At 61.9% G+C, this 21,960-nt stretch carries 22 protein-coding genes; 13 read left to right on the top strand and 9 right to left on the bottom strand.

Annotation, left to right across the window (positions count from 1 at the left end; translation table 11 throughout):
* The first annotated feature begins 2 nt into the window (after positions 1-2).
* The 6 genes from M0D64_RS20980 to M0D64_RS20955 all read left to right on the top strand — a co-directional run bounded on the left by M0D64_RS20980 (position 3) and on the right by M0D64_RS20955 (position 5,621).
* Positions 3-896 (top strand): crotonase/enoyl-CoA hydratase family protein, encoded by an 894-nt coding sequence (locus M0D64_RS20980; RefSeq protein WP_266259062.1) that lies wholly within the window; start codon positions 3-5, stop codon positions 894-896.
* Between the two features lie 55 nt (positions 897-951).
* Positions 952-1,740, top strand: a complete 789-nt coding sequence (locus M0D64_RS20975) for an enoyl-CoA hydratase-related protein (RefSeq protein ID WP_308102506.1) — start codon at positions 952-954, stop codon at positions 1,738-1,740.
* 94 nt (positions 1,741-1,834) lie between these two features.
* The gene (locus M0D64_RS20970) at positions 1,835-3,046 is read left to right on the top strand and encodes an acyl-CoA dehydrogenase family protein (RefSeq protein WP_266259060.1); all 1,212 of its coding nucleotides are present in this window, start codon (positions 1,835-1,837) and stop codon (positions 3,044-3,046) included.
* A gap of 2 nt (positions 3,047-3,048) precedes the next feature.
* The gene (locus tag M0D64_RS20965; RefSeq protein WP_266259059.1) at positions 3,049-4,173 is read left to right on the top strand and encodes an acyl-CoA dehydrogenase family protein; all 1,125 of its coding nucleotides are present in this window, start codon (positions 3,049-3,051) and stop codon (positions 4,171-4,173) included.
* A gap of 36 nt (positions 4,174-4,209) precedes the next feature.
* On the top strand, positions 4,210-5,046 hold the full coding sequence (locus M0D64_RS20960) for an SDR family oxidoreductase (protein ID WP_266259058.1): 837 nt from the start codon (positions 4,210-4,212) through the stop codon (positions 5,044-5,046).
* Positions 5,043-5,621 carry a nuclear transport factor 2 family protein gene (locus M0D64_RS20955; protein WP_266259057.1) on the top strand — a complete coding sequence of 193 codons (579 nt, stop codon included), beginning with the start codon at positions 5,043-5,045 and terminating at the stop codon, positions 5,619-5,621. The genes M0D64_RS20960 and M0D64_RS20955 overlap by 4 nt, the downstream gene beginning before the upstream one ends.
* Positions 5,622-5,698: 77 nt before the next feature.
* On the opposite strand, the gene M0D64_RS20950 is transcribed toward M0D64_RS20955, so the two are convergent.
* A complete protein-coding gene (locus M0D64_RS20950) occupies positions 5,699-6,016 on the bottom strand; it encodes a 2Fe-2S iron-sulfur cluster-binding protein (protein WP_171926215.1) in 318 nt (105 codons plus the stop codon).
* A gap of 26 nt (positions 6,017-6,042) precedes the next feature.
* Entirely contained in the window at positions 6,043-7,305 is a 1,263-nt protein-coding gene (locus tag M0D64_RS20945) for an NAD(P)/FAD-dependent oxidoreductase (protein WP_266259056.1), read from the bottom strand.
* Positions 7,306-7,772: 467 nt separating this feature from the next.
* On the opposite strand from M0D64_RS20945, the gene M0D64_RS20940 reads away from it, so the two are divergent.
* The 3 genes from M0D64_RS20940 (at position 7,773) to M0D64_RS20930 (ending at position 10,728) form a co-directional block, all read left to right on the top strand.
* A complete protein-coding gene (locus tag M0D64_RS20940; RefSeq protein ID WP_266259055.1) occupies positions 7,773-8,930 on the top strand; it encodes a serine hydrolase in 1,158 nt (385 codons plus the stop codon).
* 6 nt (positions 8,931-8,936) lie between these two features.
* Positions 8,937-9,794 carry a MaoC family dehydratase N-terminal domain-containing protein gene (locus M0D64_RS20935; RefSeq protein WP_266259054.1) on the top strand — a complete coding sequence of 286 codons (858 nt, stop codon included), beginning with the start codon at positions 8,937-8,939 and terminating at the stop codon, positions 9,792-9,794.
* 70 nt (positions 9,795-9,864) lie between these two features.
* On the top strand, positions 9,865-10,728 hold the full coding sequence (locus M0D64_RS20930; RefSeq protein ID WP_266259053.1) for a CoA ester lyase: 864 nt from the start codon (positions 9,865-9,867) through the stop codon (positions 10,726-10,728).
* A gap of 114 nt (positions 10,729-10,842) precedes the next feature.
* On the opposite strand, the gene M0D64_RS20925 is transcribed toward M0D64_RS20930, so the two are convergent.
* Positions 10,843-11,748: an SDR family NAD(P)-dependent oxidoreductase gene (locus M0D64_RS20925; RefSeq protein ID WP_168435551.1), complete on the bottom strand. Its 906-nt coding sequence runs from the start codon at positions 11,746-11,748 to the stop codon at positions 10,843-10,845.
* 134 nt (positions 11,749-11,882) lie between these two features.
* On the opposite strand from M0D64_RS20925, the gene M0D64_RS20920 reads away from it, so the two are divergent.
* Complete coding sequence (locus M0D64_RS20920) at positions 11,883-12,047, top strand: rubredoxin (protein WP_154558379.1); 165 nt, start codon at positions 11,883-11,885, stop codon at positions 12,045-12,047.
* 110 nt (positions 12,048-12,157) lie between these two features.
* Here M0D64_RS20920 and M0D64_RS20915 read toward each other — a convergent pair whose 3' ends face one another.
* The 5 genes from M0D64_RS20915 to M0D64_RS20895 form a co-directional block, all read right to left on the bottom strand.
* On the bottom strand, positions 12,158-13,354 hold the full coding sequence (locus M0D64_RS20915) for an acetyl-CoA C-acetyltransferase (protein ID WP_266259051.1): 1,197 nt from the start codon (positions 13,352-13,354) through the stop codon (positions 12,158-12,160).
* A 57-nt stretch (positions 13,355-13,411) separates the two neighbouring features.
* Positions 13,412-14,671, bottom strand: a complete 1,260-nt coding sequence (locus M0D64_RS20910) for an acetyl-CoA hydrolase/transferase family protein (RefSeq protein WP_266259050.1) — start codon at positions 14,669-14,671, stop codon at positions 13,412-13,414.
* 34 nt (positions 14,672-14,705) lie between these two features.
* Positions 14,706-15,875 (bottom strand): CaiB/BaiF CoA-transferase family protein, encoded by a 1,170-nt coding sequence (locus M0D64_RS20905; RefSeq protein WP_266259049.1) that lies wholly within the window; start codon positions 15,873-15,875, stop codon positions 14,706-14,708.
* A complete protein-coding gene (locus M0D64_RS20900) occupies positions 15,872-16,858 on the bottom strand; it encodes a nitronate monooxygenase family protein (protein ID WP_171926224.1) in 987 nt (328 codons plus the stop codon). The genes M0D64_RS20905 and M0D64_RS20900 overlap by 4 nt, the downstream gene beginning before the upstream one ends.
* A 107-nt stretch (positions 16,859-16,965) precedes the next feature.
* Entirely contained in the window at positions 16,966-17,742 is a 777-nt protein-coding gene (locus tag M0D64_RS20895) for an enoyl-CoA hydratase (RefSeq protein WP_266259048.1), read from the bottom strand.
* A 241-nt stretch (positions 17,743-17,983) separates the two neighbouring features.
* Between M0D64_RS20895 and M0D64_RS20890 the strand changes: the two genes are divergently transcribed.
* Positions 17,984-18,778, top strand: a complete 795-nt coding sequence (locus M0D64_RS20890; RefSeq protein WP_171926226.1) for a crotonase/enoyl-CoA hydratase family protein — start codon at positions 17,984-17,986, stop codon at positions 18,776-18,778.
* Positions 18,779-18,900: 122 nt separating this feature from the next.
* Complete coding sequence (locus M0D64_RS20885) at positions 18,901-20,142, top strand: CaiB/BaiF CoA-transferase family protein (protein WP_266259047.1); 1,242 nt, start codon at positions 18,901-18,903, stop codon at positions 20,140-20,142.
* Positions 20,143-20,155: 13 nt separating this feature from the next.
* On the opposite strand, the gene M0D64_RS20880 is transcribed toward M0D64_RS20885, so the two are convergent.
* Complete coding sequence (locus M0D64_RS20880; protein WP_266259045.1) at positions 20,156-20,914, bottom strand: SDR family NAD(P)-dependent oxidoreductase; 759 nt, start codon at positions 20,912-20,914, stop codon at positions 20,156-20,158.
* Positions 20,915-21,161: 247 nt separating this feature from the next.
* Here M0D64_RS20880 and M0D64_RS20875 point away from each other — a divergent pair, with 247 nt between their 5' ends.
* Positions 21,162-21,959, top strand: a complete 798-nt coding sequence (locus M0D64_RS20875) for an IclR family transcriptional regulator (RefSeq protein WP_266259044.1) — start codon at positions 21,162-21,164, stop codon at positions 21,957-21,959.
* The last annotated feature ends 1 nt before the right edge of the window (position 21,960 follow it).

Genomic DNA, 21,960 nt, shown 5'->3' with positions numbered 1-21,960 from the left:
TCATGAGCAAATGGCTCCAAAGCACGGAATGCGTTCAATTCGAGGTCGCCGAGCGCGTGGCGCGAATCACGCTGAATCGTCCGGACAAACGCAATGCGATTAACGGTGTCCTGTTGCGCGAGCTGAAAGAAGCGCTGCTCGAGGCGGACGATCTGAAGTCAGTGAACGTGATCGTCCTGCGCGGCGCCGGCAAGGACTTCTGCGCCGGTTATGACCTCGTCACCACCTATTCGGATCGCGCGGCGGAGCAGGTCGATCCGGGTGAATACCGGGGCACGGCACGAAGCTTCGATGACGACTGCTGGTCGATGGAGCGGCAGGCGGAAACCGTGAACGCCATGGCGGATGTGCACAAGCCGATCATCGCGCAGGTTCACGGCAACTGCCTTGCGGGCGGCACCGACCTCGCGCTGGCCTGCGACATGGTGCTGGCCGCGGACAACGCGCGGATCGGCTTTCCCGCGACGCGCGCCAACGGCTCGCCGCCGGCGCACATGTGGTTCTATCACGTGGGGCCACAGTGGGCGAAACGCCTGTTGTTGTCCGGGGATTCACTGACCGGCCGCGATGCGGCAAAGATCGGTCTCGTGATGGACGCCGTACCCGTGGAAGAACTTGAAGCCGAGGTTGCGGAACTTGCGCGCCGGCTGTCGTTCGTCGACGCCGATCTGCTCTCCGCGAACAAACGGATTGTGAATCTCGGGCTTGAACTGGCGGGCGCACGCACGCTGCAACGCCTTGCTGTCGAGAACGACGCGCGTGCCCATCAGAGCCAGGGCCCACGGCGTGCGCAATTCAAGGCGGATATGGAAGCCAATGGCCTGAAGGAAGCGCTCAAGCGCCGCGACGAGCCTTTCGGGGACGGCGTGATCAAGCTGCGTGCACGCGGCGAATGAAACGTCCCCGCACCATGCGGGGGACCCGGAGCCATCCGGCTGACTCACTTAAGACATGAAAACCATGGATGTCGAACTTTCAGTGAAGGACGCGGTTGCCACGCTCTGTCTGAATCGTCCGGAGAAGCTCAACGCGTTGACGCCGGACATGCTGAGCATGCTGATCGAGCATCTTGATCGCATCGAACGTGATCCGGAAATCCGTGCGGTCATTCTGACGGGCGCAGGGCGGGCCTTTTGCGCCGGTGCCGATATCAAGGGCAGTGGCGCGGCGCCGCCGCCGATGAGCGTGTCGCACGCGCGCCAATCGATGGCGGTTTATCAGCAGGTTGCCTTGAAGCTCTACAACCTCAATAAGCCGGTGGTCGCGGCGGTGCGAGGTGTCGCGGTCGGCATTGCCTGGAGTTTTGCGCTGTGCGCCGACCAGCTTCTGGTGTCGGACACGGCGCAGTTCATTCCGGCCTTTCTGATGCGCGCAACCTTGCCCGAAGGCGGCATGGTGCATCTGCTTGCCCGCCACTGCGGAGAATTTCGCGCGAAGGAGATCATGTATCTCAATCGCAGGCTGACCGGACAGGAGGCGTTCGAGGCGGGACTGGCAAGCCGTGTCGTCGAGGACGCGGGCCTCATGGATGCCGCCAAAGCGCTCGCCGCCGAACTGGCGGCCATGCCGACGTTCTCGATCGGACTGACCAAACAACTCTTCCGCCTGAACGCCGGCAGCATGGAAGAGTTCCTCGTGCACGAGTTGAATTCCGTTGCGCTCGCGGTGAATTCCGACGATGCCGCCGAGGGACGGGTCGCCGCGCGGGAAAAACGCACCCCCTCCTTCAAGGGGCACTAGGTCGATTGAATAACCGGCGCAAGCGGGCGGCGGCCGCGAGACAGTGCGACCTTCGGTGGACGCGCGCATGGGGACATAGCAGGAGGAATCAGGCATGCACTTCGAGTACACCCCGGAGGACGAAGCGTTTCGTCAGGAAGTCCGGCAGTTTTTCAGGGAGCAGTTGCCCGCCGCGATTTCGCATCGCTGGACGATCGGGGCGCATCCTCCATTGAAGGAGGACATTCGGACGTGGCAGCGCATTCTGCATCAGCGCGGATGGGGCGCGCCGCATTGGCCGGTGGAACACGGCGGCACCGGCTGGGCGGCTTTTCGCAAGCATATCTTCATGGAAGAGCTGTATAACGCGGACGCGATGGACTACGGCTGGCAGGCCACTCACATGGTGGCGCCCGTCATCATCGCGTTCGGCTCGGACTGGCAGAAGAAGCGTTTTCTCCCCGCCATTCTTTCCGGGGACGAGTTCTGGTGTCAGGGTTTTTCGGAGCCGAATGCGGGCTCGGACCTGGCGGGTCTCAAGACCACCGCGGTCCTTGACGGTGACGAATATGTGATCAACGGTCAGAAGATCTGGACCAGCGACGCCTCGATTGCCGAATGGGGCTTCTTCCTTGTCAAGACGGACACGACGGTCAAGCCGCAGCGCGGCATCTCGTTCCTGCTCGTCAAAATGGATACGCCTGGGATCACCGTGCGCCCGATCGTTTCGATCGAAGGCGGAACGGGCCTGAACGAGGTCTTTCTCGAGAACGTTCGCGTGCCACGCACACACCTGGTTGGCGAGGCGGGCATGGGTTGGACTTACGCGAAATATCTGCTCGAAAAGGAGCGCACCACCAGCGCGTTTCTCTATTTCAACAAGCGGGAATTGCAGCGCGCCAAAAGCATCGCCGAAAGGGAAATGGTGGACGGCGTGCGTCTGATCGACACAGCCGAATTTGCCCGCAAGCTGGCGTCGGTCGAAGTGGATCTGCTGGCGCTCGAATGGTCGGTGTTACGAATCCTGGCCGAGGAAAGGAACACGCGCAATCTCGACGCGGTGGTGTCGGCGCTCAAGATCAGTGGCTCGGAGATGCAGCAGCGCGTCACGGAGCTGCAGATTGACGCGCTCGGTCCGCGCAGCATGCGCTTCCAGCAACACGATGACTGGCGCTTCGACGATCCGTTAGCCGACGACGATGACGCATGGCCCGGCTACGTGGCAGGCCGCACGACCGGCTACCTCATCGGCCGCGCGTCGACCATTTACGGCGGTGCGCGGGAGGTGCAGAAAAACATTATTGCCCGTCTCGCCTTTGGACTTTGACCATGGACTTCAACCTCTCCGAAGAACAATTGATGCTGAAGGACGGCGTGGACCGGTTCATTCAGCAGGAGTATGGATTCGAAACGCGCCGCGCGATTGCCGCAAGCGAAGAGGGTTTTAGCCGCGCGCGCTGGCAGGACTATGCTGACCTCGGCTGGCTCGGCCTGATGCTGCCTGAGGATGTCGGCGGTCTTGCCTGCTCGTTTGTCGAAACTGCCATTGTGATGGAAGCATTCGGGCGCGGCATGGTGCTCGAGCCTTTCGTGCAAACCGCGCTTCTGTGTTCGGCCATCATTGACCGTAGTGGCTCGGATGCCAAACGGCAGGCGCTCCTGCCGGCAGTGATCGAAGGCCGGCTGCTGCTCGCGCTGGCCGACAGTGAAGCGGGCTCACGGTTCAAGCTGGGCTGCGGTGATCGTACAGTCGCACGCAAGACGGCTGGTGGCTATTTGCTGAGCGGAGCCAAGACGCTGGTGATGGCGGGCGGTTCGGCGGACCAGTTGCTGGTGACCGCGCGTCTGAACGAGCAAGCGGAAGACGTCGCGATTTTCGTGCTGGACCGCCGTGCGGCGGGCGTGACCTGCCGGACATATCGTCTGCTCGATGGATCTTGTGCCGCGGACATCGAGTTTCGCGACGTCGAACTGGATGCGTCCTCGTTGCTGGTTGCCTCCGATCGCGCCCGCGAAGTGCTCGAGGTGGCGACCGGACTCGCTACGCTAGCGAGCGTAGCCGAGATGCTCGGCGTGATGGAAGCCGTGATGGACATCACCGCCGAATACATCAAGGCTCGCGTGCAGTTCGGTCAGCCGATCGGCAAATTTCAGGCGCTGCAGCATCGTATGGCCGAAATGTTTGTCGTCGTGCAGGAGACCCGCTCGATACTCTACTGCGGCATTGCGCACCTGGATCGGCCGGCAACGGAACGCAGCCGCGTCATCTCGGCGGGCAAGGCGGTCGCCGGCCGGGCAAGCCGTTTCGTCTGTGCGCAGGGTATTCAGCTACATGGCGGCATGGGGATCACCGAGGAATATCAGGTCGGCCATTACTTTCGCAAGATGACGATGATGGAAAAGCTGTACGGCGACATCGACTTTCACCTCGCGCGCTTTGCCGCGCCGCATTGAATCGGGCCACGTGTCCAATCAGAAGGAATAGCGCTTATGTTACGAGTCAAAGACAGGATCGCCATCGTCACGGGCGCGGCGTCCGGTATCGGTGCGGCGTGTGCCGCGATGCTGGCTGCTGAAGGCGGGCGGGTGGTCGTGGCGGACCGGGATTTCGACGGCGCCGTGGCGCAGGCCCAGCGTATCGAGAACCAGGGCGGCCGGGCGATTGCCGCGCGGGTCGATATCGGCGACGAGGCTTCAATAGCGGCGTTGTTTGCGCTTACCGTCGAAACCTGGGGCGGCCTTGACGTGCTGCACAACAATGCGGCGGCCACCTCGCTGTCGAGCACCGTCGATGCCGCCGTAGAAGCCGTCGATGTCTCTGTCTGGGACGACACGATGCGCATCAACCTGCGCGGCACCATGCTGGCGTCACGTTATGCCATCCCGCTGTTGCGGGCGCGCGGAGGCGGCTCGATCATCAATACGTCGTCGGGCGCGGCTCAGGCCGGTGCGCTCGGCTACAGCGCTTACGGTGTGTGCAAGGCGGGCATCGAAGCGTTGACGCGTTACGTGGCCGCCCAGCACGGCAAGGAGGGCATTCGCTGCAACGCGATTGCGCCCGGCCTGATCGTGACACCGGCAACAATAGGCCATTACGCGGGACCCGTGGGTGAGATGATGCTGAGTCATCATCTCACCCCGCGCCTCGGGAAGCCGGAAGACGTAGCACATGCGGTGGTGTACCTGGCGTCCGATGAGGCGGCTTTTGTCACCGGGCAAATCATCAACGTGGACGGTGGGCTGCTGTCGCATCAACCGTACTACGCCGATGAAATTCGCGCCCGCACCGCGGGCGGCGTGACGGTCGGCGCGAAGAGGACGACATGACCATCGATGCCGATCTGCTTGCTCGAATCGACCGTATCGAGGCGCAACTGGCGATCCAGCAATTGCCCATGCGCTACGCGCTTGCCGTCGATTCGCGCGATCTGGACAGCCTTGTCGCGCTCTTTACCGACGACGTGAATTGCGGGCGGTGGGGTGTAGGGCGTGCCGCGCTGAAAACGTTCTATGGGTCGGAGCATATCCTGCGCAGCTTCTACCGCAGCATTCACCAGATCTGCGGACATGCGATCGACCTGGTCGATGCAGATCATGCGACAGGTCAGGTGTATTGCCGCGCCGAGCATGAGGACAATGGCAATTGGGTCGTCATGGCGATCTGCTATTTCGACCACTACGTACGGCGCGAGGGGACGTGGTATTTCGAACGCCGCGACGAACGCCACTGGTATTCGACCGACTGGCTGGAGCGCCCGGGGACGCCGCGTTTGCAGAACTGGCCCGGCAAGTACGAGAGCGACAAATACCAGCCGCGCCTGCCGCAGTCGTTTCCGACCTGGGCGTCTTTCTGGGAGGCGGTTGAACCGGCCGCGATCGGTGTGCTGACGCGTTCGCCTTGACTCGCCCCACGGCGCAAAGCGGGCGAGGGGTGGATGGGTGGATGGTGGACAGCGCAAGCGCGCCCACCGGGCCGTTTTCAGGCCGCGCCGGGAAGGCGAACTACCAGACCGTCGAGTTCCGGCGTGACATTGATCTGACACGTCAGGCGGCTGTTTTCCCGCACGTCCATCGCGCACGTCAGCATGTCGATCTCATACGGCTCGGCGGGCGGCATGTGGTTGACCCACGCTTCGTCGACGTACGCGTGACAGGTCGCGCAGCTGCAACTGCCGCCGCAATCCCCCAGAATCCCCGGCACCTGGTGACTGACGGCGGTTTGCATGACGGATTCGCCGATGTTGGCCGTCGCAGTGGTTTCATGGCCGTCCGGTTGAACGAATCGAATGATGGGCATGATGTAGCTGGAGTGAATATGATCAATCAGGCTGCGGGGAGCAGGCTTTTGAGCGGGATCGAATCGTCTGCGAGGTCGGTGGCGCGCACTGGAATCTTCTCGCCGACGAAACGCTTGGCCAGCATGAATTCCTGCGGACGGCTAACGGTGTCGGCCGCAAGCATCACGCCATCTTTCAGATAAAACGCGGAGAACGAACGGCTTTCAGGCGCACCGCGCATGACAAGTTCGTCATAACCCTGCGACAGGCCGACCATCTTCAGTTTCAGGTCATATTGATCGGACCAGAACCACGGCACACTGTTGTAGACGCGCTCCTTGCCACACAGCGTGGCCGCTGCCGTGCGCGCCTGCTCCATGGCATTGGGCACGGACTCCAGCCGCAAGCGCCGCCCCAGAAGTCCGTTGGGGTGGTTGGTGCAGTCGCCGATGGCGAAGATGTCAGGGTCGGACGTGCGGGTGTGCTCATCCACCACGATGCCGTTATCCACGGCGAGACCCGCTGCGCTGGCCAGTTCCGTGGCGGGTTGCAAGCCGACACCGACGATGACGAGATCGGCGGGAATGCGGGAACCGTCGGCACAGACCACGGCTGCGACCGCATCGCCGGATGCATCCAGTTCGAAGCTGCTGACGGCCGTGCTGGTGCGCACATCGACGCCGGCTTTGCGATGCACCCGTTCATAGAACGCAGAAAGTTCCGGCGCCGTGACTCTGGCGAGCACGCGAGGCAATGCTTCGAGAACGGTCACGTGCAGCCCTCGCTTCACTGCAACAGCCGCGACTTCGAGGCCGATGTACCCGCCGCCAATGATGACGAGGCGTGCCCCCGTATGGAACTGCATGCGGATGCGTGCGACGTGGTCGAGCGTGCGCAGGTAGTGAAAGTTCGGTTGCTTTTCGATCGCTTTGATGCCCGGCAATGCGAGCCTGCGAGCATGGCCACCCGTCGCGATTACGAGCTTGGAATAACCGATCTCGCGAGCGTCCGACAGGGTCACCACATGCGTCGCGCGGTCGATGCGCTCGGCCCGGGTATTAGGAATGAATTCGATCCGGGCCTTGTCGTAAGTGGCCTTCGGTTTTAAATAAAGCTGTTCCGCGCTGAGTTCGCCCGATAGAAAAGCCTTCGACAATGGCGGGCGTTGATACGGCAGATGCGGCTCCTCTCCGATCAGCACGATGCGGCCCGTCCAGCCCTGATCCCGGATGCTGGTTGCACACTCGCCCGCTGCGTGGCCGGCACCGACAATCAGTGCGATGTCCTCTGGGGTTGCTGCAGTGCTCATAAACGCTCACTCCCGTCCCGTGTGACTATCGTGCGGACTGCGACGCACTGGCGACAATTGTTATTTTTGAATGACATTCTCAATTGTGAACGCCATTCGGATGAGCTGTCAACTCTCGGGTTCCCTATCGGCCACCCCGTTCCCGTTCGCGTTTCGGGACGGGAAATCCTTATTGCACAAAAACATTAAATCGAACATAGTTCGAATATTAGAACTCAATTTGGGATCTGCGTGAACACCTCGGTTTGCAACTGTCGGGGGTGGCGATCCGCAACATCTGCACTGCACATCATTGGACTTGTCCGTCACGCCGACGATGATTTCCGGCAACACGAACGGCCCGATGATGGCCATGGCATGGCGCGCAGCCGATCTGATTATGGCGGACGCACGATGACATGGCGTGATGCGTATTGCGAACGTGACGCGAACCTGCATACGCGAAATTTTGATCAGGGACTGATGGCATGAACTTGACGGCGCAAGCCTCGAACATCACTGCGATCGTCCAGCAGGCGCTCGACCATGCGACTCGCGAGGGCGGCGAAATCGGCGTCCAGGCGGCGGCCTATCTGGATGGCAAGCTGGTCGTAGATGCATGGAGCGGGGTGGCGGATCAGGCGACGGGACGTCTTGTGGATGGCGAAACACTGTTCAACGTCTACTCAGTCACGAAGGCCGTGGCGGCGACCGCGTTGCACATTCTGGCCGATCGGAGCCACATCGACTACGACGCACCCGTTACACGCTACTGGCCCGAATACGGTGCGCACGGCAAGGCGCGCACGACGGTTCGAGACGTGCTGACCCATCGTGCGTGCGTGCCGCAGATGCCCGGCGGCGTCACGCCCGAACGGATGTGCGACTGGCAGTGGATGACCACGGCGATTGCCGACCTGAAACCGTTGGCGGAGCCGGGAACGAAAACACTCTATCTGTCGATGACCTTCGGCTGGATCATCGGCGAGTTGGTACGTCGGGCGGATCCGGAAGGGCGCTCGCTGGGACGCTTCGTGCGCGAGGAAATCGCAGCGCCTCTCGGCATCGCTGACCTCTGGATCGGTATCCCCGATGAAGTCGAGCCACGTATCGCGAAGCTCACTGACGCAATGGTGCCGGCGGAATATCTGCCGCCGCTGTTCCTCGCCTCGATGCCCGAGCAGGTCGCGCTGAATCCAACGGTGTTCGAGCGGCCCGATGTGCGCCGCGCGGAAGTGGCGGGGGTTGGCGGCATATTCAACGCACGCAGCGAAGCGCGCTTCTGGGCGATGCTTGCGGGCGGCGGCGAGCTTGACGGTGTGCGGTTGCTGTCGAAGGAGCTCGTCGCGACGCTGAATATGCCGCGGGCGAACAGCGAAGAACCTGACCCGGTGATGTTCGGGTTTCCGATTCCGATCACCATCGGCGGGTTCTGGTTCGGCGGCGCTCATCCGCCGGTGACCGCCGTTCAATCGCCGCGCGCCTTATGCCATCCGGGGCAGGGCAACTCGATTGGCTGGGCCGATCCGGATACCGGTCTGGCCGTTGCGATTTGCCACAACAAGATGTTTAATCCGACTTCGCCCGGGGAAGACCCTCTGCTGCCCGTCGCGCGGGCGATCCGCGAAGCATTGAATCTGGACTAGTGACCTATGGCGATCGATACCGCGCATTTACAGCAGTGGATCGGCAGAAGCGAGCGCGTTTCTGACACGCTTGGCCCGACGCCGGTCGCCGCACTTGCCGCCACGCTTGACAAAGACGACACCTCGGTCGCGCCCGGCAATGCATTGCCTCCGTTATGGCATTGGCTCTACTTTTTGCCGTTGCACCGGCAGTCGCTGGTAGGTCCGGACGGGCATCCGAAGCGCGGCGGTTTCCTGCCACCGGTGGCGTTGCCCCGGCGAATGTGGGCGGGCAGTCAGCTGACGTTTTTACGGGAGCTGAAGGCTGGCGATGCGATCATCCGTTTGTCGACGATCGCGGACGTGGCGCACAAGCAAGGTCGAAGTGGCGACCTTGTGTTTGTCAAGGTGCTGCATCAGATCAGCGATGCGGCAGGCGTGGCGATCACGGAACATCAGGACATTGTCTATCGCGATCATCCTGTCCCGGGAGAAAAGCTGCCCGCACTCCAGCCGGCTCCCGAAGGCGCGCAATGGACGCGGGAGATCCATCCGGATCCCGTGCAGTTGTTCCGCTATTCCGCATTGACGCTCAATGGTCATCGCATTCACTACGACAGGCCCTATGCAATGGAGCAGGAAGGCTATCAGGGGCTTGTAGTGCACGGCCCGTTTCTGGCGACGCTGCTGCTGGATCTGGTGCGATCGGCTCTTCCCGGCGCGCGGGTCGTGGCGTTTACGTTTCGCGCAGTCAGTCCGGTGATCGACACGGCGCCATTCGTTGTTTGTGGACGTCCGGACAGCGATGACGGCAAGACGCTCAAACTGTGGATCGCAGGTAGCGACGGCACCTTGCGCATGCAAGCGGAGGCCGTTCTGGGGTAACTGTCAGCGTTGTCGCCGATAGCGGACACCGGCTATTTCCGGCATCTGACGTTAATTTTCATGGGGCGTTATGCGTTCATTTCTGTTTGTTCCGGGGATACGGCCTGAGCGTTTTAGCAAAGCGCTCACTTCTGGCGCCGATACCGTGATCGTGGATCTCGAAGATGCGGTCGCTGAAGCGGACAAGGCGCAGGCTCGTCAATATGTCGCGGATGGCGCATCGGCATTCGGCGCATCGACCACGCGCGTGCTCGTGCGCATCAACGGCTTCGGTACGCCATGGTTCGATGACGACCTGGCGTTGCTCACGGCGCGCGGCATCGATGGCGTCGTATTGCCGAAAGCGGAGAGCGCGGAAGCTCTTCTTAATGTTGCGCGCGTGAGCGGCAAGCCGATTCTGCCGATCGTCGAATCGGCACTCGGCGTGTGGCAGGTTCTCGAGGTGGCCAGGGCGCCCGGCGTGGAGCGGCTCGTATTCGGTTCGGTCGATTTAGAACTGGATCTGGATTGCTCAGGTTCATGGGATGCGCTCCTCTATGCCCGCTCGAGGATCGTTCTGGCGTCGCGGGTTGCTGGTCTGCTGCCGCCAGTGGATGGCGTAACCGTAACGCTTGATGACACCGCGCAACTCGCGGCCGATGCATCGGCCGCGAGTTGCCTAGGTTTCGGCGGCAAGCTGTGCATCCATCCGAAGCAGGTAGCTCAGGTCAATGCCTCGTTCAGTCCGGGCGAGGATGAATTAGCGAAGGCGCGGGAAGTGGTCGAAGCATTTGAGCGCGCTGGTGGCGGCGCGGTGTCCGTCGACGGACGGATGGTGGATCTGCCGGTTCTGCTCAAGGCGCGGCGTCAGTTGGCGATGGCAGGCGGCTCGACCGGCGCACGGAATAGCAACGCACCGGACAGCGGTTGCGTTAGTGAATCGTGTGTCGGATAGAGATCGCCGCTTTGCCGCGCGCCTGGATCGAGTCGCTGTGCGGCAGAACAACCAGCCGCGGCTGAGCGGCCGGCCATCAAGGTCGCTCGCGGCTGGTGACGTGTCGGGACCGTATTAAACCGGATCCCAAGGCGTCAATGTGAGTGACGGCACGTTCGGGAAGAAGCTCGACTCGAACGCGGGCATCACCTGTTCGGCGATCGACTCCGGGGTCCAGCCGCCATCGCGATGCAGCGAGCGCACCATGCGGATCTGGTTGAAGAAATAGATTTCGTTAGCACGTACACCGAAGATCTGCCCCGATACCTTCGCCGCGCGATCCGACGCCAGATAGACCGCAAGCGGCGCCACTTTGCGCGCTTCCATTTTCTTCATGATCTCGACGCGCGCCTTCTGCTCGGGCGTCTCGGACGGAATCGATGCGGTCATCGCGGTCCATGCCCATGGCGCGATACAGTTTGAGCGCACATTGAACTTCGCCATGTCGAGCGCGATCGACTTCGATAGGCCCACGACGCCCATCTTCGCCGCCGAGTAGTTGGCCTGGCCGATATTGCCGATCAGACCGGAGGTGGAAGTCATGTGAACGTAGCTGCCGCCGTTCTGCGCCTTGAAGTGCGGTGCGGCGGCGCGCGCCACAAAAAACGAACCGTTCAGATGCACGTCGACAACGGCCTTCCATTCTTCCGGGCTCATGTTGAAGAACATACGGTCGCGTACGATGCCCGCATTGTTGATCACGCAATCGACTCTCCCGAAGGTGTCGAGCGCTGCCTGTACGATCTTTTGCGCCGAATCCCATTCGGCCACGCTATCCGTACTCGCCACGGCTTCGCCGCCTGCTTCCCGGATTTCCGCGACGACGCGCTGTGCCGCGAACTCGCCACTTTCCGCATGACGCCCCAGATCGTTGACCACCACTTTCGCGCCGGCCGCCGCGAACTGCAGCGCGAAATCGCGGCCGATGCCCGCTCCCGCTCCGGTTACGACCACCACCTTGTCTTTCACGATATCGCTCACTGTCGTCTCCATTCGTTTCAGGCGTTGATGTAGAAAATCCGTCAGCTTATAATAACAAAACTGAACATCGTTGCATATTGTGAACGGAAGGGTGATGCGTCGACTCTTCACTTAAACCCCGCAGGACGACATCGATGAAACAGTGGCAATGCATCTTTTGTGGATTTTTCTACGACGAATCCGTCGGCCTTCCGGCCGAAGGCTTTCCGCCGGGCACCCGCTGGGCAGACATTTCCGAAGACTGGGTCTGCCCGGAATGCGGGGCGGCGAAGGCTGACTTCGTGATGATTGAAGTGTGATGTCTGCAGCCGTGCAGTACGGTTGCGCGGATACGTCGCCACGATCACGATTGATCACCCGCCGGTCAACGCATTGAGCGTTGCCGTGCGATGCGGTTTGTTGCGCGCCTTCAGGCCCGCTCGAATATTGCTGCCAGCCCCTGACCACCGCCTATGCACATTGCCTCGAGACCGTAGCGACCCTTGCGCCGTTGCAGTTCGAAGAGCAGCGTGGTCATCATGCGGACACCCGTGGCGCCGATCGGATGGCCCAGTGAGATGCCGGAACCGTTGACGTTGAGCCGCTCCGGGTCGTTCCATCCCCATCCTTTGAGTACCGCCAGCACCTGGCAGGCGAATGCTTCGTTCAGTTCGACAAGATCCATCTGATCGATCGACAAGCCGGTGCGTGCCATCAGTTTCTGGACGGCGGGCACGGGGCCGATTCCCATGCGCGACGGCTCGCAACCCGCCGCGGCCCAGCCATTCAGATACGCCATCGGCTCCAGACCGAGTGCTTCGAGTTTGTCCTCCGCGACGACGAGACACGCGGCTGCCGCATCGTTTTGCTGGCTGGAATTGCCTGCGGTGACGGTGCCACCCGGGATCAGCGCACGCAGCTTGCCGAGGCTCTCCATGCTGGCGTCTTCGCGAAAGCCTTCGTCCTGGGCAAAGGCAAGCGGTGCGCCTTTTTTCTGCGGGACGGCGACCGCCACGGTTTCGGCTGCCATGCGGCCCGACGCCCAGGCTTGAGCCGCGCGACGATGGCTGCGCACCGCATATTCGTCGGCCGCTTCACGGCTGATGTGAAAGTCGTTGGCGAGGTTTTCAGCCGTTTCTATCATTCCCGAAATGTGTCCGAAGCGCGCCTCCGGTTGCGAGCGTTCGCGGCCACGCGCGAGCCGGTCGTGGAACTGTACCGAACCCGCGCGGGCTCCCCATCGCATGTCGGTGCTGTAGTACTCGATGTTGCTCATGCTCTCGACACCGCCCGCCAGCACGACATCGGCCGCGCCGGTCTGGACCATCATGGCGGCCGTCGCGAGCGCCTGGAGTCCGCCGCCGCAACGCCGGTCAAGCTGCATGCCGGGTACTTCGACCGGCAGTCCGGCTTGCAAGGCGATCCAGCGTCCCACGCAAGGCGTTTCGCTGTTCGCGTACGACTGCGCGAACACCACGTCGTCGATTCGCTTGGGATCGAGCCCGGTGCGTTTGAGGACTTCCTGGGTCACCAGTGCGCCCAGTTCCTCGACCGGCACGCTGCGCAAGCTGCCGCCAAAGGTGCCGACCGGCGTGCGTACGGGAGAGACGATCGCTGCGCGTTTCATATGCGTTCCTTCTATGGGTGTGGATCTTGTCGTCGGCTGCGTGGCGACCGGATTGCGTCAGAGGGCTCCGGCGTTTGAGCATTCGAGCGCGGCCCGGTAGTCGGGGTGGGCGATCGACAGCAGGCGCTCGCGTCGCTGTTTCAAGGTGAGTCCGCGCAGGTCCGCGACGCCGTATTCGGTGACGATGATGCCGGCATCGCTGCGCGGCGTGCTGACGGGGCCGCTGAGCGTCGCGACAATGCGGCTTGCGGCCTTGCCTGCTGTCGACGGCATCGCGACTACGGGCAGGCCGCCTCTGGCATGCCGTGCGCCGCGCAGGAAATCGAGTGCGCCGCCTACGGCGCCGACGTAGCTGCCGTTGGCCACTTCTGCGTTGATCTGCCCGCTGAGGTCGACTTCGAGCGCCGAATTCAGCGCAACAAAACGGTCGATGCGGGCCAGTACATCAGGATTGTGCGTGTAGTCCGTTGAGCGAAACTGTACGGCCGGGTTGCGATGTGCGAACCCATGAATGCGGCGGCCGCCCATCATCACGCCGGCAATCGTCAAACCCCTGTCGACATTCTTGCGCGTGTTGTTGATCACCCCGGCGTCCATCAGATCGGCGACCTTGTCTCCGATCGCACCCGAGTGAACCCCCAGGTTGCGCCGGTCGGACAGACGCGCAAGCACGGCTTCGGGAATCGCACCGAGCCCGAATTGAAGCGTCGAGCCGTCCTCGATCAAACCGGCAACATGGGTCGCGATTGCCAGTTCGACTTCGCCGATTCTGCTGGGGGGATTTTCGAGCGGCGCGCGCGATGTCGGCAGAATGAAGTCGAGGTCGGCGTGTCGCAGATAGCGCTCGCCATACGTCCACGGTGCCTGCTCGTTGATTTCCGCGACGATGACGCGGGCGGTGTCCAGCGCCGGAACGAGATACTCGTGCGCGATCGACAGGCTGTAGCGGCCTTCATGATCCGGAGGTGCCAGTTGCAGCAGCAGCACGTCGATTTTGAGTGGGCCGGAGCGCATCATCTGCGGGAATTGCGAGTAGTGGCACGGCAACACATCAAGTGCGCCGGCCCGCGCCAAAGCGCGATTGGCGCCGGAGCCGCAGTAGGAAACGAAGTCGATGCAGTCGGCGTGTTCAGGCTGGCATGTATCGGTGGTGCTCGCGCCCAGAAACACGCGGAACTGGCCGATCTCCCGTCGCTGCGCAATAAGTGCCTGAGTCAGCGGCACCGGTTCCGCGTTCGCCTGACCCCACATGACGTTTTCGCCAGGGCGGACGATGGAGCGAAAGTCGATGGAGCCGGCTTGCAGGAGTATGGGCATGAGGCTGAGGGAGGGCGAACGGAATGGCTCGGCGCTATGTCTTCGCGACGGCATTCTGCGTGCGGATGACACCGGCAGCACCAAGCGCGGCGATGTGTTCGGCGGCGTAGCCGAGCGTGTCGAGAATCTCCGCTGTGTGCTCGCCGATGGCCGGAATCGACAGTGATGGTTGTGCCGGATCGCGCTGGAACCGGATCGCGCTGCCGAGATGCCGGCGGCCGTTCGCATCGACGTTCACCATCTGACGGGCCTGCGTGTGTGGCTGCGCTAGCGCATCGGTCAGCGTCATTACAGGCGCGACACTGATACGACGGCCTTCGAACCACGCAAGCCATTCGCTCAGTGTGCGTGTCAGGAACCTCCTCGTCAGGAAGGCGCTTAGCCCGGCTTGCGCTGCGCCGGCCGGTCCGACCGCGACGCTAATCAGATCCGGCCGGCCTAGCGGCGTCAGCAGGTTGGTCGCGAAGTCGAGTTCGCGTCCACCCAGGCAAAGCCACTGCGCATCGCGCGTCTGATACGCGGCGAGTAGGGCAATCGCGTTGCTGCCGTATGCGCTATCGACCGGACCGCTCGCTGCAGGGTTGAGCGCGCGAGCGGTCAAATGCGGCTGTGCGCACAGCGCTGCGTCGTACAGCGAAATATCGACGAAGTCTCCCTCACCCGTTTCACGCGCATGCAACAAGGCCATCAACACGGCGGATAACGCCGTCAACGAACCGGCCAGCGCGGCAAGCGAGGCGCCTGAGGTCACGGGCACGCCGCGCTCATCGCGCGGCAATGTGCCGGCCATGGCCTGGATGACCGGGTCGTGCGCGGGCATTTGCGCAAGCGGGCCGGTCTGGCCGAATGCGGTCAGCGAACAGTAGACGAGGCGCGCATTGGTGCGGCTCACCGTGTCGTAATCGATGCCCAGGCGCGCCGCCACACCCGGCCGTGACGACTCGATGACGACGTCGGCCGCGTCGATCAGTTTACGCGCGATGGCGAGGCCGTCGGGGTGTTTCAGATCCACTGCGATGCTGCGCTTGCCGCGATTGAGCGCCACAAAGAACTCGCTGTCCGACTCGAGCGGCCCGCGTGCCGCCTCGCCCGCCAGCGGTTCCAGTTTGATGACGTCGGCGCCATGGTCGGCAAGATTCGATGCGAGCATCGGCCCAGGCATGAACTGCGACAGATCGACGACGCGAACACCCGCAAGCTTCATGCGGCGGGCACCTCGAATGCGAAGGGCCGTTGCGCGATTGCGGCGGCCTGCTGCATGATTCGCGCGATCAGTTCGGCGCAGGTGGGCAGATCGTGAATCAGGCCTGTCACCATGCCGGCCGGAAAGGCCCCGCCTTCAACATCGCCACTCGCGAATGCGTCCATCCAGCGGCTCGCACCGGTCAGCGCATACAGGTCGGCGGCTGTGGCGCCGCCTGCGTTTTCCAGTTCGATTGCCGCGAGGCTGACGGTGTTCCTGATCACGCGGCTCGAATCGCGGAGCGTGCGTCCAACCAGCAAGGTATCGCGCTCGGTGGCTTCCAGCAGGCGTTGCTTGATCGCGGGATGCACGCGCGATTCCTGCGTGAGCATGAAGCGTGTGCCCATATTGATACCGTCCGCACCGAGCGCGAGCGCGGCCATCAGGCCCCGGCCATCCGCGAAGCCGCCTGAGGCGAGCAGCGGAATCTTCAGCTTGTCCGCGGCGGCAGGGATCAGGATCAGCCCCGGAATATCGTCTTCGCCTGGATGCCCCGCGCATTCGAATCCGTCGATGCTCACCGCGTCAGCGCCGAGCACTTCGGCCTTCAACGCGTGCCGTACGGCGACGCATTTATGGATCACTTTGACGCCGTTTGCCTTGAACGTTTCGATGTACTTTGCGGGATTGCTGCCGGCGGTTTCGACAACCGGTACCCTTCGGTCGATGATGGTGCGCACGTAGCCGTCATAGTCGAGCCCGGCGTTACTGCCGAGCAGCGTCAGATTCACACCAAACGGTTTGTCGCTGAGCGCGCGCACCTGGTCGATCTCCCGCGCCAGTGCGTCGGCGCTCGCATGGGTGTGCGCGGAAATGAAGCCGAGTCCGCCGGCATTACCGACCGCCGCCGCGAGTTCCGCGCGAGCCACCCAGCGCATGCCGCCCTGGATGATCGGGTAGTCGATGCCGAGCAGTTCGGTGATGCGATTCTTTTGAGAGCTCATGGTCGGTCGTGAAGCCAGGATAGCGAATGACAGGTTGAAAAGGATCAGTCGAGCGGGTGTCGTTCAACTGATTCAGGCGACTGCAAGTTCATGCGTGCGCATGGTGCTCAGCAATGGCGAAACACGGGTTTGCGCTTTTCGGCGAATGCGGCCATGCCTTCCTTGCGGTCTTCAGTGGCGAAGGTCGAATAGGCCATTCGCCTTTCGAACAGGATTCCTTCGGCGAGACTCGACTCGTAGGCGCGATTGACACATTCCTTCGCAATTGCAACGACAGGTTGCGAGAATCCGGCGATGACGTCCGCTGTCTTCAACGCTTCTTCCAGCAACTCATCGAGGGGCACGACGCGGCTGACCAGCCCGCAGCGTTCGGCTTCGACGGCATCCATCTTGCGGCCGGTGAGGATCATCTCCATCGCCTTCGATTTGCCGAGCACGCGTGTGAGACGTTGCGTGCCACCCGCGCCGGGGATGGTGGCCAGCGTGATTTCAGGCAGTGCGAAGCGGGCGTTGTCGGCGGCCAGAATGAAGTCGCACATCATCGCCAGTTCGCAACCGCCTCCCAGCGCGAGGCCGGCCACAGCGGCGATCACGGGTTTCCGGCAACGTGCCGTGCGTTCCCAGTTGGACGTGATGAACTGGTTCTTGAACACGTCCATGTAGGTCCACTCGCCCATCATCTTGATGTCGGCGCCGGCGGCAAAGGCTTTTTCACTTCCGGTCAGTACGATTGCACCGATCGCTTCGTCGGCTTCGAAAGCGTCGAGCGCAGCAGTCAACTCATTCGTCAACTGGTTGTTTAGCGCGTTGTACGCTTGCGGTCGATTGAGCTTGATGAGACCGGTCTTGCCGCGTGTTTCGACGATGAGCGTTTCATAGGCCATGAGTTTTCCTCGCATGAATCCGGATGAACACGTATGCCAGCATGCCGTCCCGGCGACGAGGCATGCATCGGTACCCGCAGCGAGTTCCGGCGCGCTGCATCGCAGCACGAATCTGGACGGATCGGCAGCGTGCAGGCTTGCTCGTTATTTGAACGGTGTTTATAATTGTGAATGCGCGATGAGGCTTTGTCAATCGAGCTTCGAGCTGGCGCTCCATCACAATGACGCAAGGAGGCACGGCATGACGACACGCCATGAGGACGGACAGGTACGCACGGAGCAGCGCGGTCACATTCTGTTGATCGGCATCGACCGTCCGGAAAAGCGCAACGGCTTTACCCCTAAAATGTTCGAGGAACTGGCCAAGGCGTACACGCTTCTCGAAGCGAGTCCCGATCTTTTCTGCGGGCTGCTTTACGCCGAGGGCGATCACTTCACCGCCGGCCTCGACATGCCGAAGATCGTGCCGTTGCGCCGCGAAGGCAAGCCATTGCTTCCGGTTGGCGAAGTCGACCCGTTCAATCTGCGCGAACCGTTACGCAAGAAGCCGGTGGTGATCGCGCTGAAGGGAATCAGTTTTACGGTGGCTGTCGAGCTGATGCTGGCGTCCGAGGTGGCGGTGGCCGCCGACAATTGCCGCTTTTCGCAGATGGAGGTCAAGCGCGGCATCATGGCAGGCTGTGGTGCGACGATCCGGATGGTGGATCGCGCAGGGTGGGGTAACGCAATGAAGATCCTGCTCACTGGCGACGAATTCACGGCACAGGACGCGTATCGCATGAATTTCGTGCAGGAAGTGGTGCCGGCGGGTGAGGAGTTCGGGCGGGCGCTGGAAATCGCGGAGCGTATTGCCGCGCAGGCTCCGCTGGCCGTGCAGGCTACCATGGCCAATGCGCGCGTGTCGCTTGGGTCGGGATGGCTGGACGCGTATTCGAAGATCCAGTCGACCCAACAGATTCTTTACAACACGGAAGACGCGAGGGAAGGCGTGCAGTCGTTTGTCGAAAGGCGTACCGCGAGATTCATTGGGCGCTAGTCTGGCGGCAAGCAAGGCAAACGGCCACGAAAAAAGGCGGGGCGCAGGCGAGCGCCCCCGACGCTGGAAGGCGACAGGTCCGGACGCAGCGTCCGGTACGAATTCAACGGAAACGATTCGATATGACGAAAGGTGCGTTGTCCGGGATTCGCGTGCTCGATCTGAGCCGCATTCTCGCAGGCCCATGGGGCGCGCAGATGCTGGCGGATCTGGGGGCGGAAGTGATCAAGGTGGAACGCCCGGGCAAGGGTGACGATTCGCGCCAGTTTGGCCCGCCGTTCCTGAAAGATCGCGATGGCAACGACACGCGTGAATCGACCTTTTTCATCAGCGCGAACCGGGGCAAGAAATCGATTACCTGCGACATCGCCACCGCGGAGGGGCAGGCATTGATTCGGTCGCTCGCGGCGAAATGCGACGTGCTGCTGGAAAACTACAAGGTGGGGGACCTGAAGCGCTACGGGCTCGATTATGCAAGTCTCAAGCTCGTCAATCCGCGTCTCGTTTACTGCTCGATCACAGGTTTCGGGCAGACGGGGCCGTACAGTCCGCGGCCGGGCTACGATTCGATCTTCCAGGCGATGGGTGGCCTGATGAGCATCACAGGCAACGGCGACGACATGCCCGGTGGTGGTCCCATGAAAACCGGTCCGAGCCTCGCGGATATTCTGTGCGGCCAGTACGCGGCGTCCGCGATCGTGGCGGCCCTCTATCATCGTGATGCAGGCGGCGAGCAAAGCGGCGAAGGGCAGTACATCGACCTCTCGCTGCTGGATTCGATGATCGCTGCAACGTCGCACTATGCGAGTCAGTACCTGGTGTCCGGCGAGGTGCCGGTGCGGCGCGGCACCGAGGGTAACGGCGGCATGCCGTCCCGGATGTTTCGCTGCGTGGATCGCGACATCATGATCGTGGCAGGGAACAACGAGCAGTACGCGCGGCTATGCAAGGTACTCGATCACCCGGAACTCGCCACGGACCCGCGCTTTAGCGAGATCGCGCTGCGAGTCAGAAACCGCCGGGCGCTCGGTGATGCGTTTGAGCCGCTGATCGCGCAGTGGCGGAGTGACGAATTGCTGGTTGCACTAGATGCCGCAGGTGTGCCGGCGGGTCCGATCAACAATCTGGAGCAGGTGTTCGCGGATCCACATGTCCAGGCACGGCAGATGTGCGTGGAGGTCGCGCATCCGCTGTCAAACGATGCAGTACGCATGGTCGCCAACCCAGTGAAGATGTCCGGCACACCGATCGATGCGTACATGCCGCCGCCGACGCTCGGCCAGCATACCGAAATCGTGCTCCGCGATCTGCTGGACATGTCGAGTGCGGAAATCGATGCACTGCGTGCACGCAAGGTCATTTGATCCCGCGGCGTAACTAAAGCATCGTCTGTCCGCCATCGACATTGAGGGTCTGTCCTGTCACGTAACCGGCGCTCTCGCTGCAAAGGAATGCAACGACTCGTCCAATATCCTTCTCCGGATCGCCGAAACGGCCCAGCGAGATTTCGGCCAGATAACGCGCGCGCTCTACCGGATTCGCTTCCAGATAGGCATCGGCGGCAGGCGTGAGCGCCGCGGGACACACCACGTTGACCGTGATGCCGAAGGGCCCCCATTCGCGCGCGGCGACTCGCGACAAGGCCCGGATACCTTCCTTGGCTGCAGCGTACGGCGCGAATCCCTGCGTACCTTCAATGCCGGTGCGCGAGGCGAAATTGACGATCCGGCCGGAACCTTGCTGCTTCATGTGAGGCAGTACGGCCTGCATGAAATACAACGTGCCGTAGAGACCGGACTCGAGCGTTTCGCACCAGTTTTCATCGGTTACCGCTTCCAGCGGCACGCCCGGCGTGCTGCTTTGCGCGTTGTTCACAAGAACATCGATACGCCCGAAATGCTCGATGGCGAGGGCCACCGTTTTATCTGCATCGGCACGCTTGCGCGTGTCGCCAGGCACCACGAGTACCTGAACGCCGTGTTCCTTCAGCGTAGTTTCGGCCTTTCGCAGCTTCGTTTCGGTGCGTCCCGTCAGAACGAGGTTTGCACCCTCGCTGGCCAGCGCAATTGCAATCCCCAGCCCTAATCCTTGCCCGCCGCCAGTGATGATGGCAACCCGGTCCTTGAGTGCACTCATGAATCAACTCCTTCGCGATACGACTATTGAACGCTCGCACGATGCGGATCAAACCGGCTCATGATGTAGGACAGCATCGTGTCGAACACATTTGTGAACGTCGTTCAATTATAATGCAAGCATGCCTTTTTATGGTCTTGGCGTAATCCCGAATCCTCCAGGAATATGTATGCTAAACCGGCGACCGACGTGAGACTATGTGAATGGTTCATTTATAATGGGTGCGATCAAATGGAAGGGGAGTGATATGTCGAAAGAAATCCTGGCTTCGGCTGACAAGGATGTAACCGGACCGCGTTCGCTGACTCGTCTGCTCGGGTTGTTCGATGTGTTGGCTAAAGCGTCGGACGGGATGTCGCTGGCAGAACTGAACGTCGCACTGGAGTCGCCCAAGAGTAGCTTGTTGAATCTGTTGCGGCCGCTTGTGGCAGAAGGGTTTCTGATGCACGACGGTGGCCGTTACCGGCTGGGGCCGTCCATTTTCCGGCTGTCCGCGAATGTGATGGCCGTATGGAATTTCTCGAAGATGCTGCGTCCGTATCTGGTCGAACTGTCGGAGCGGACTCACGAGACGGTCTATATCGGTGTCCTCGATCCGGAGCATAAGGTCATTACGTACGTCGACGTCATCGAAAGCGCACAGTCCATTCGATACTCGATGATTGTCGGCATGCGCCGGCCGCTATATTGCACTGCTGCCGGACGCGTTCTGCTGGCTTATGCGCCGGACGAATTTGTGACCGAGTACCTGCGCACCGTCAAGCTCGAGCGTCATACGGAGCAAACCACAGTCAACAAGAAAGTCCTGCGCGAGGAACTGCAGCATATTGTGGAGACGGGTTTGTCGGTCAGCCGCGGCGAACTGCTGCCCGACTCGGCGGGTCTGTCGTCGCCGATTTTCGGGCCGAACGGTGAGGTGATCGCGGCGATGGCAGTCGGTGCGCCGCTGGAGCGGTTCGATCGCCAACGCAAGCATCTCGAGGAACAGATGCTTGCGGTCGCACAGCGGGCCTCGGCCTTGAGTAAGGCGAGCGAAGAAGAGTAAG

This window comes from Paraburkholderia sp. WS6, from assembly GCF_030464835.1.
In the GTDB taxonomy this organism is placed as follows: Bacteria; Pseudomonadota; Gammaproteobacteria; order Burkholderiales; family Burkholderiaceae; genus Paraburkholderia; species Paraburkholderia madseniana.
Note: the sequence above shows the minus strand (reverse complement) of the source record. Positions and strands in the feature narration are given on the sequence as shown.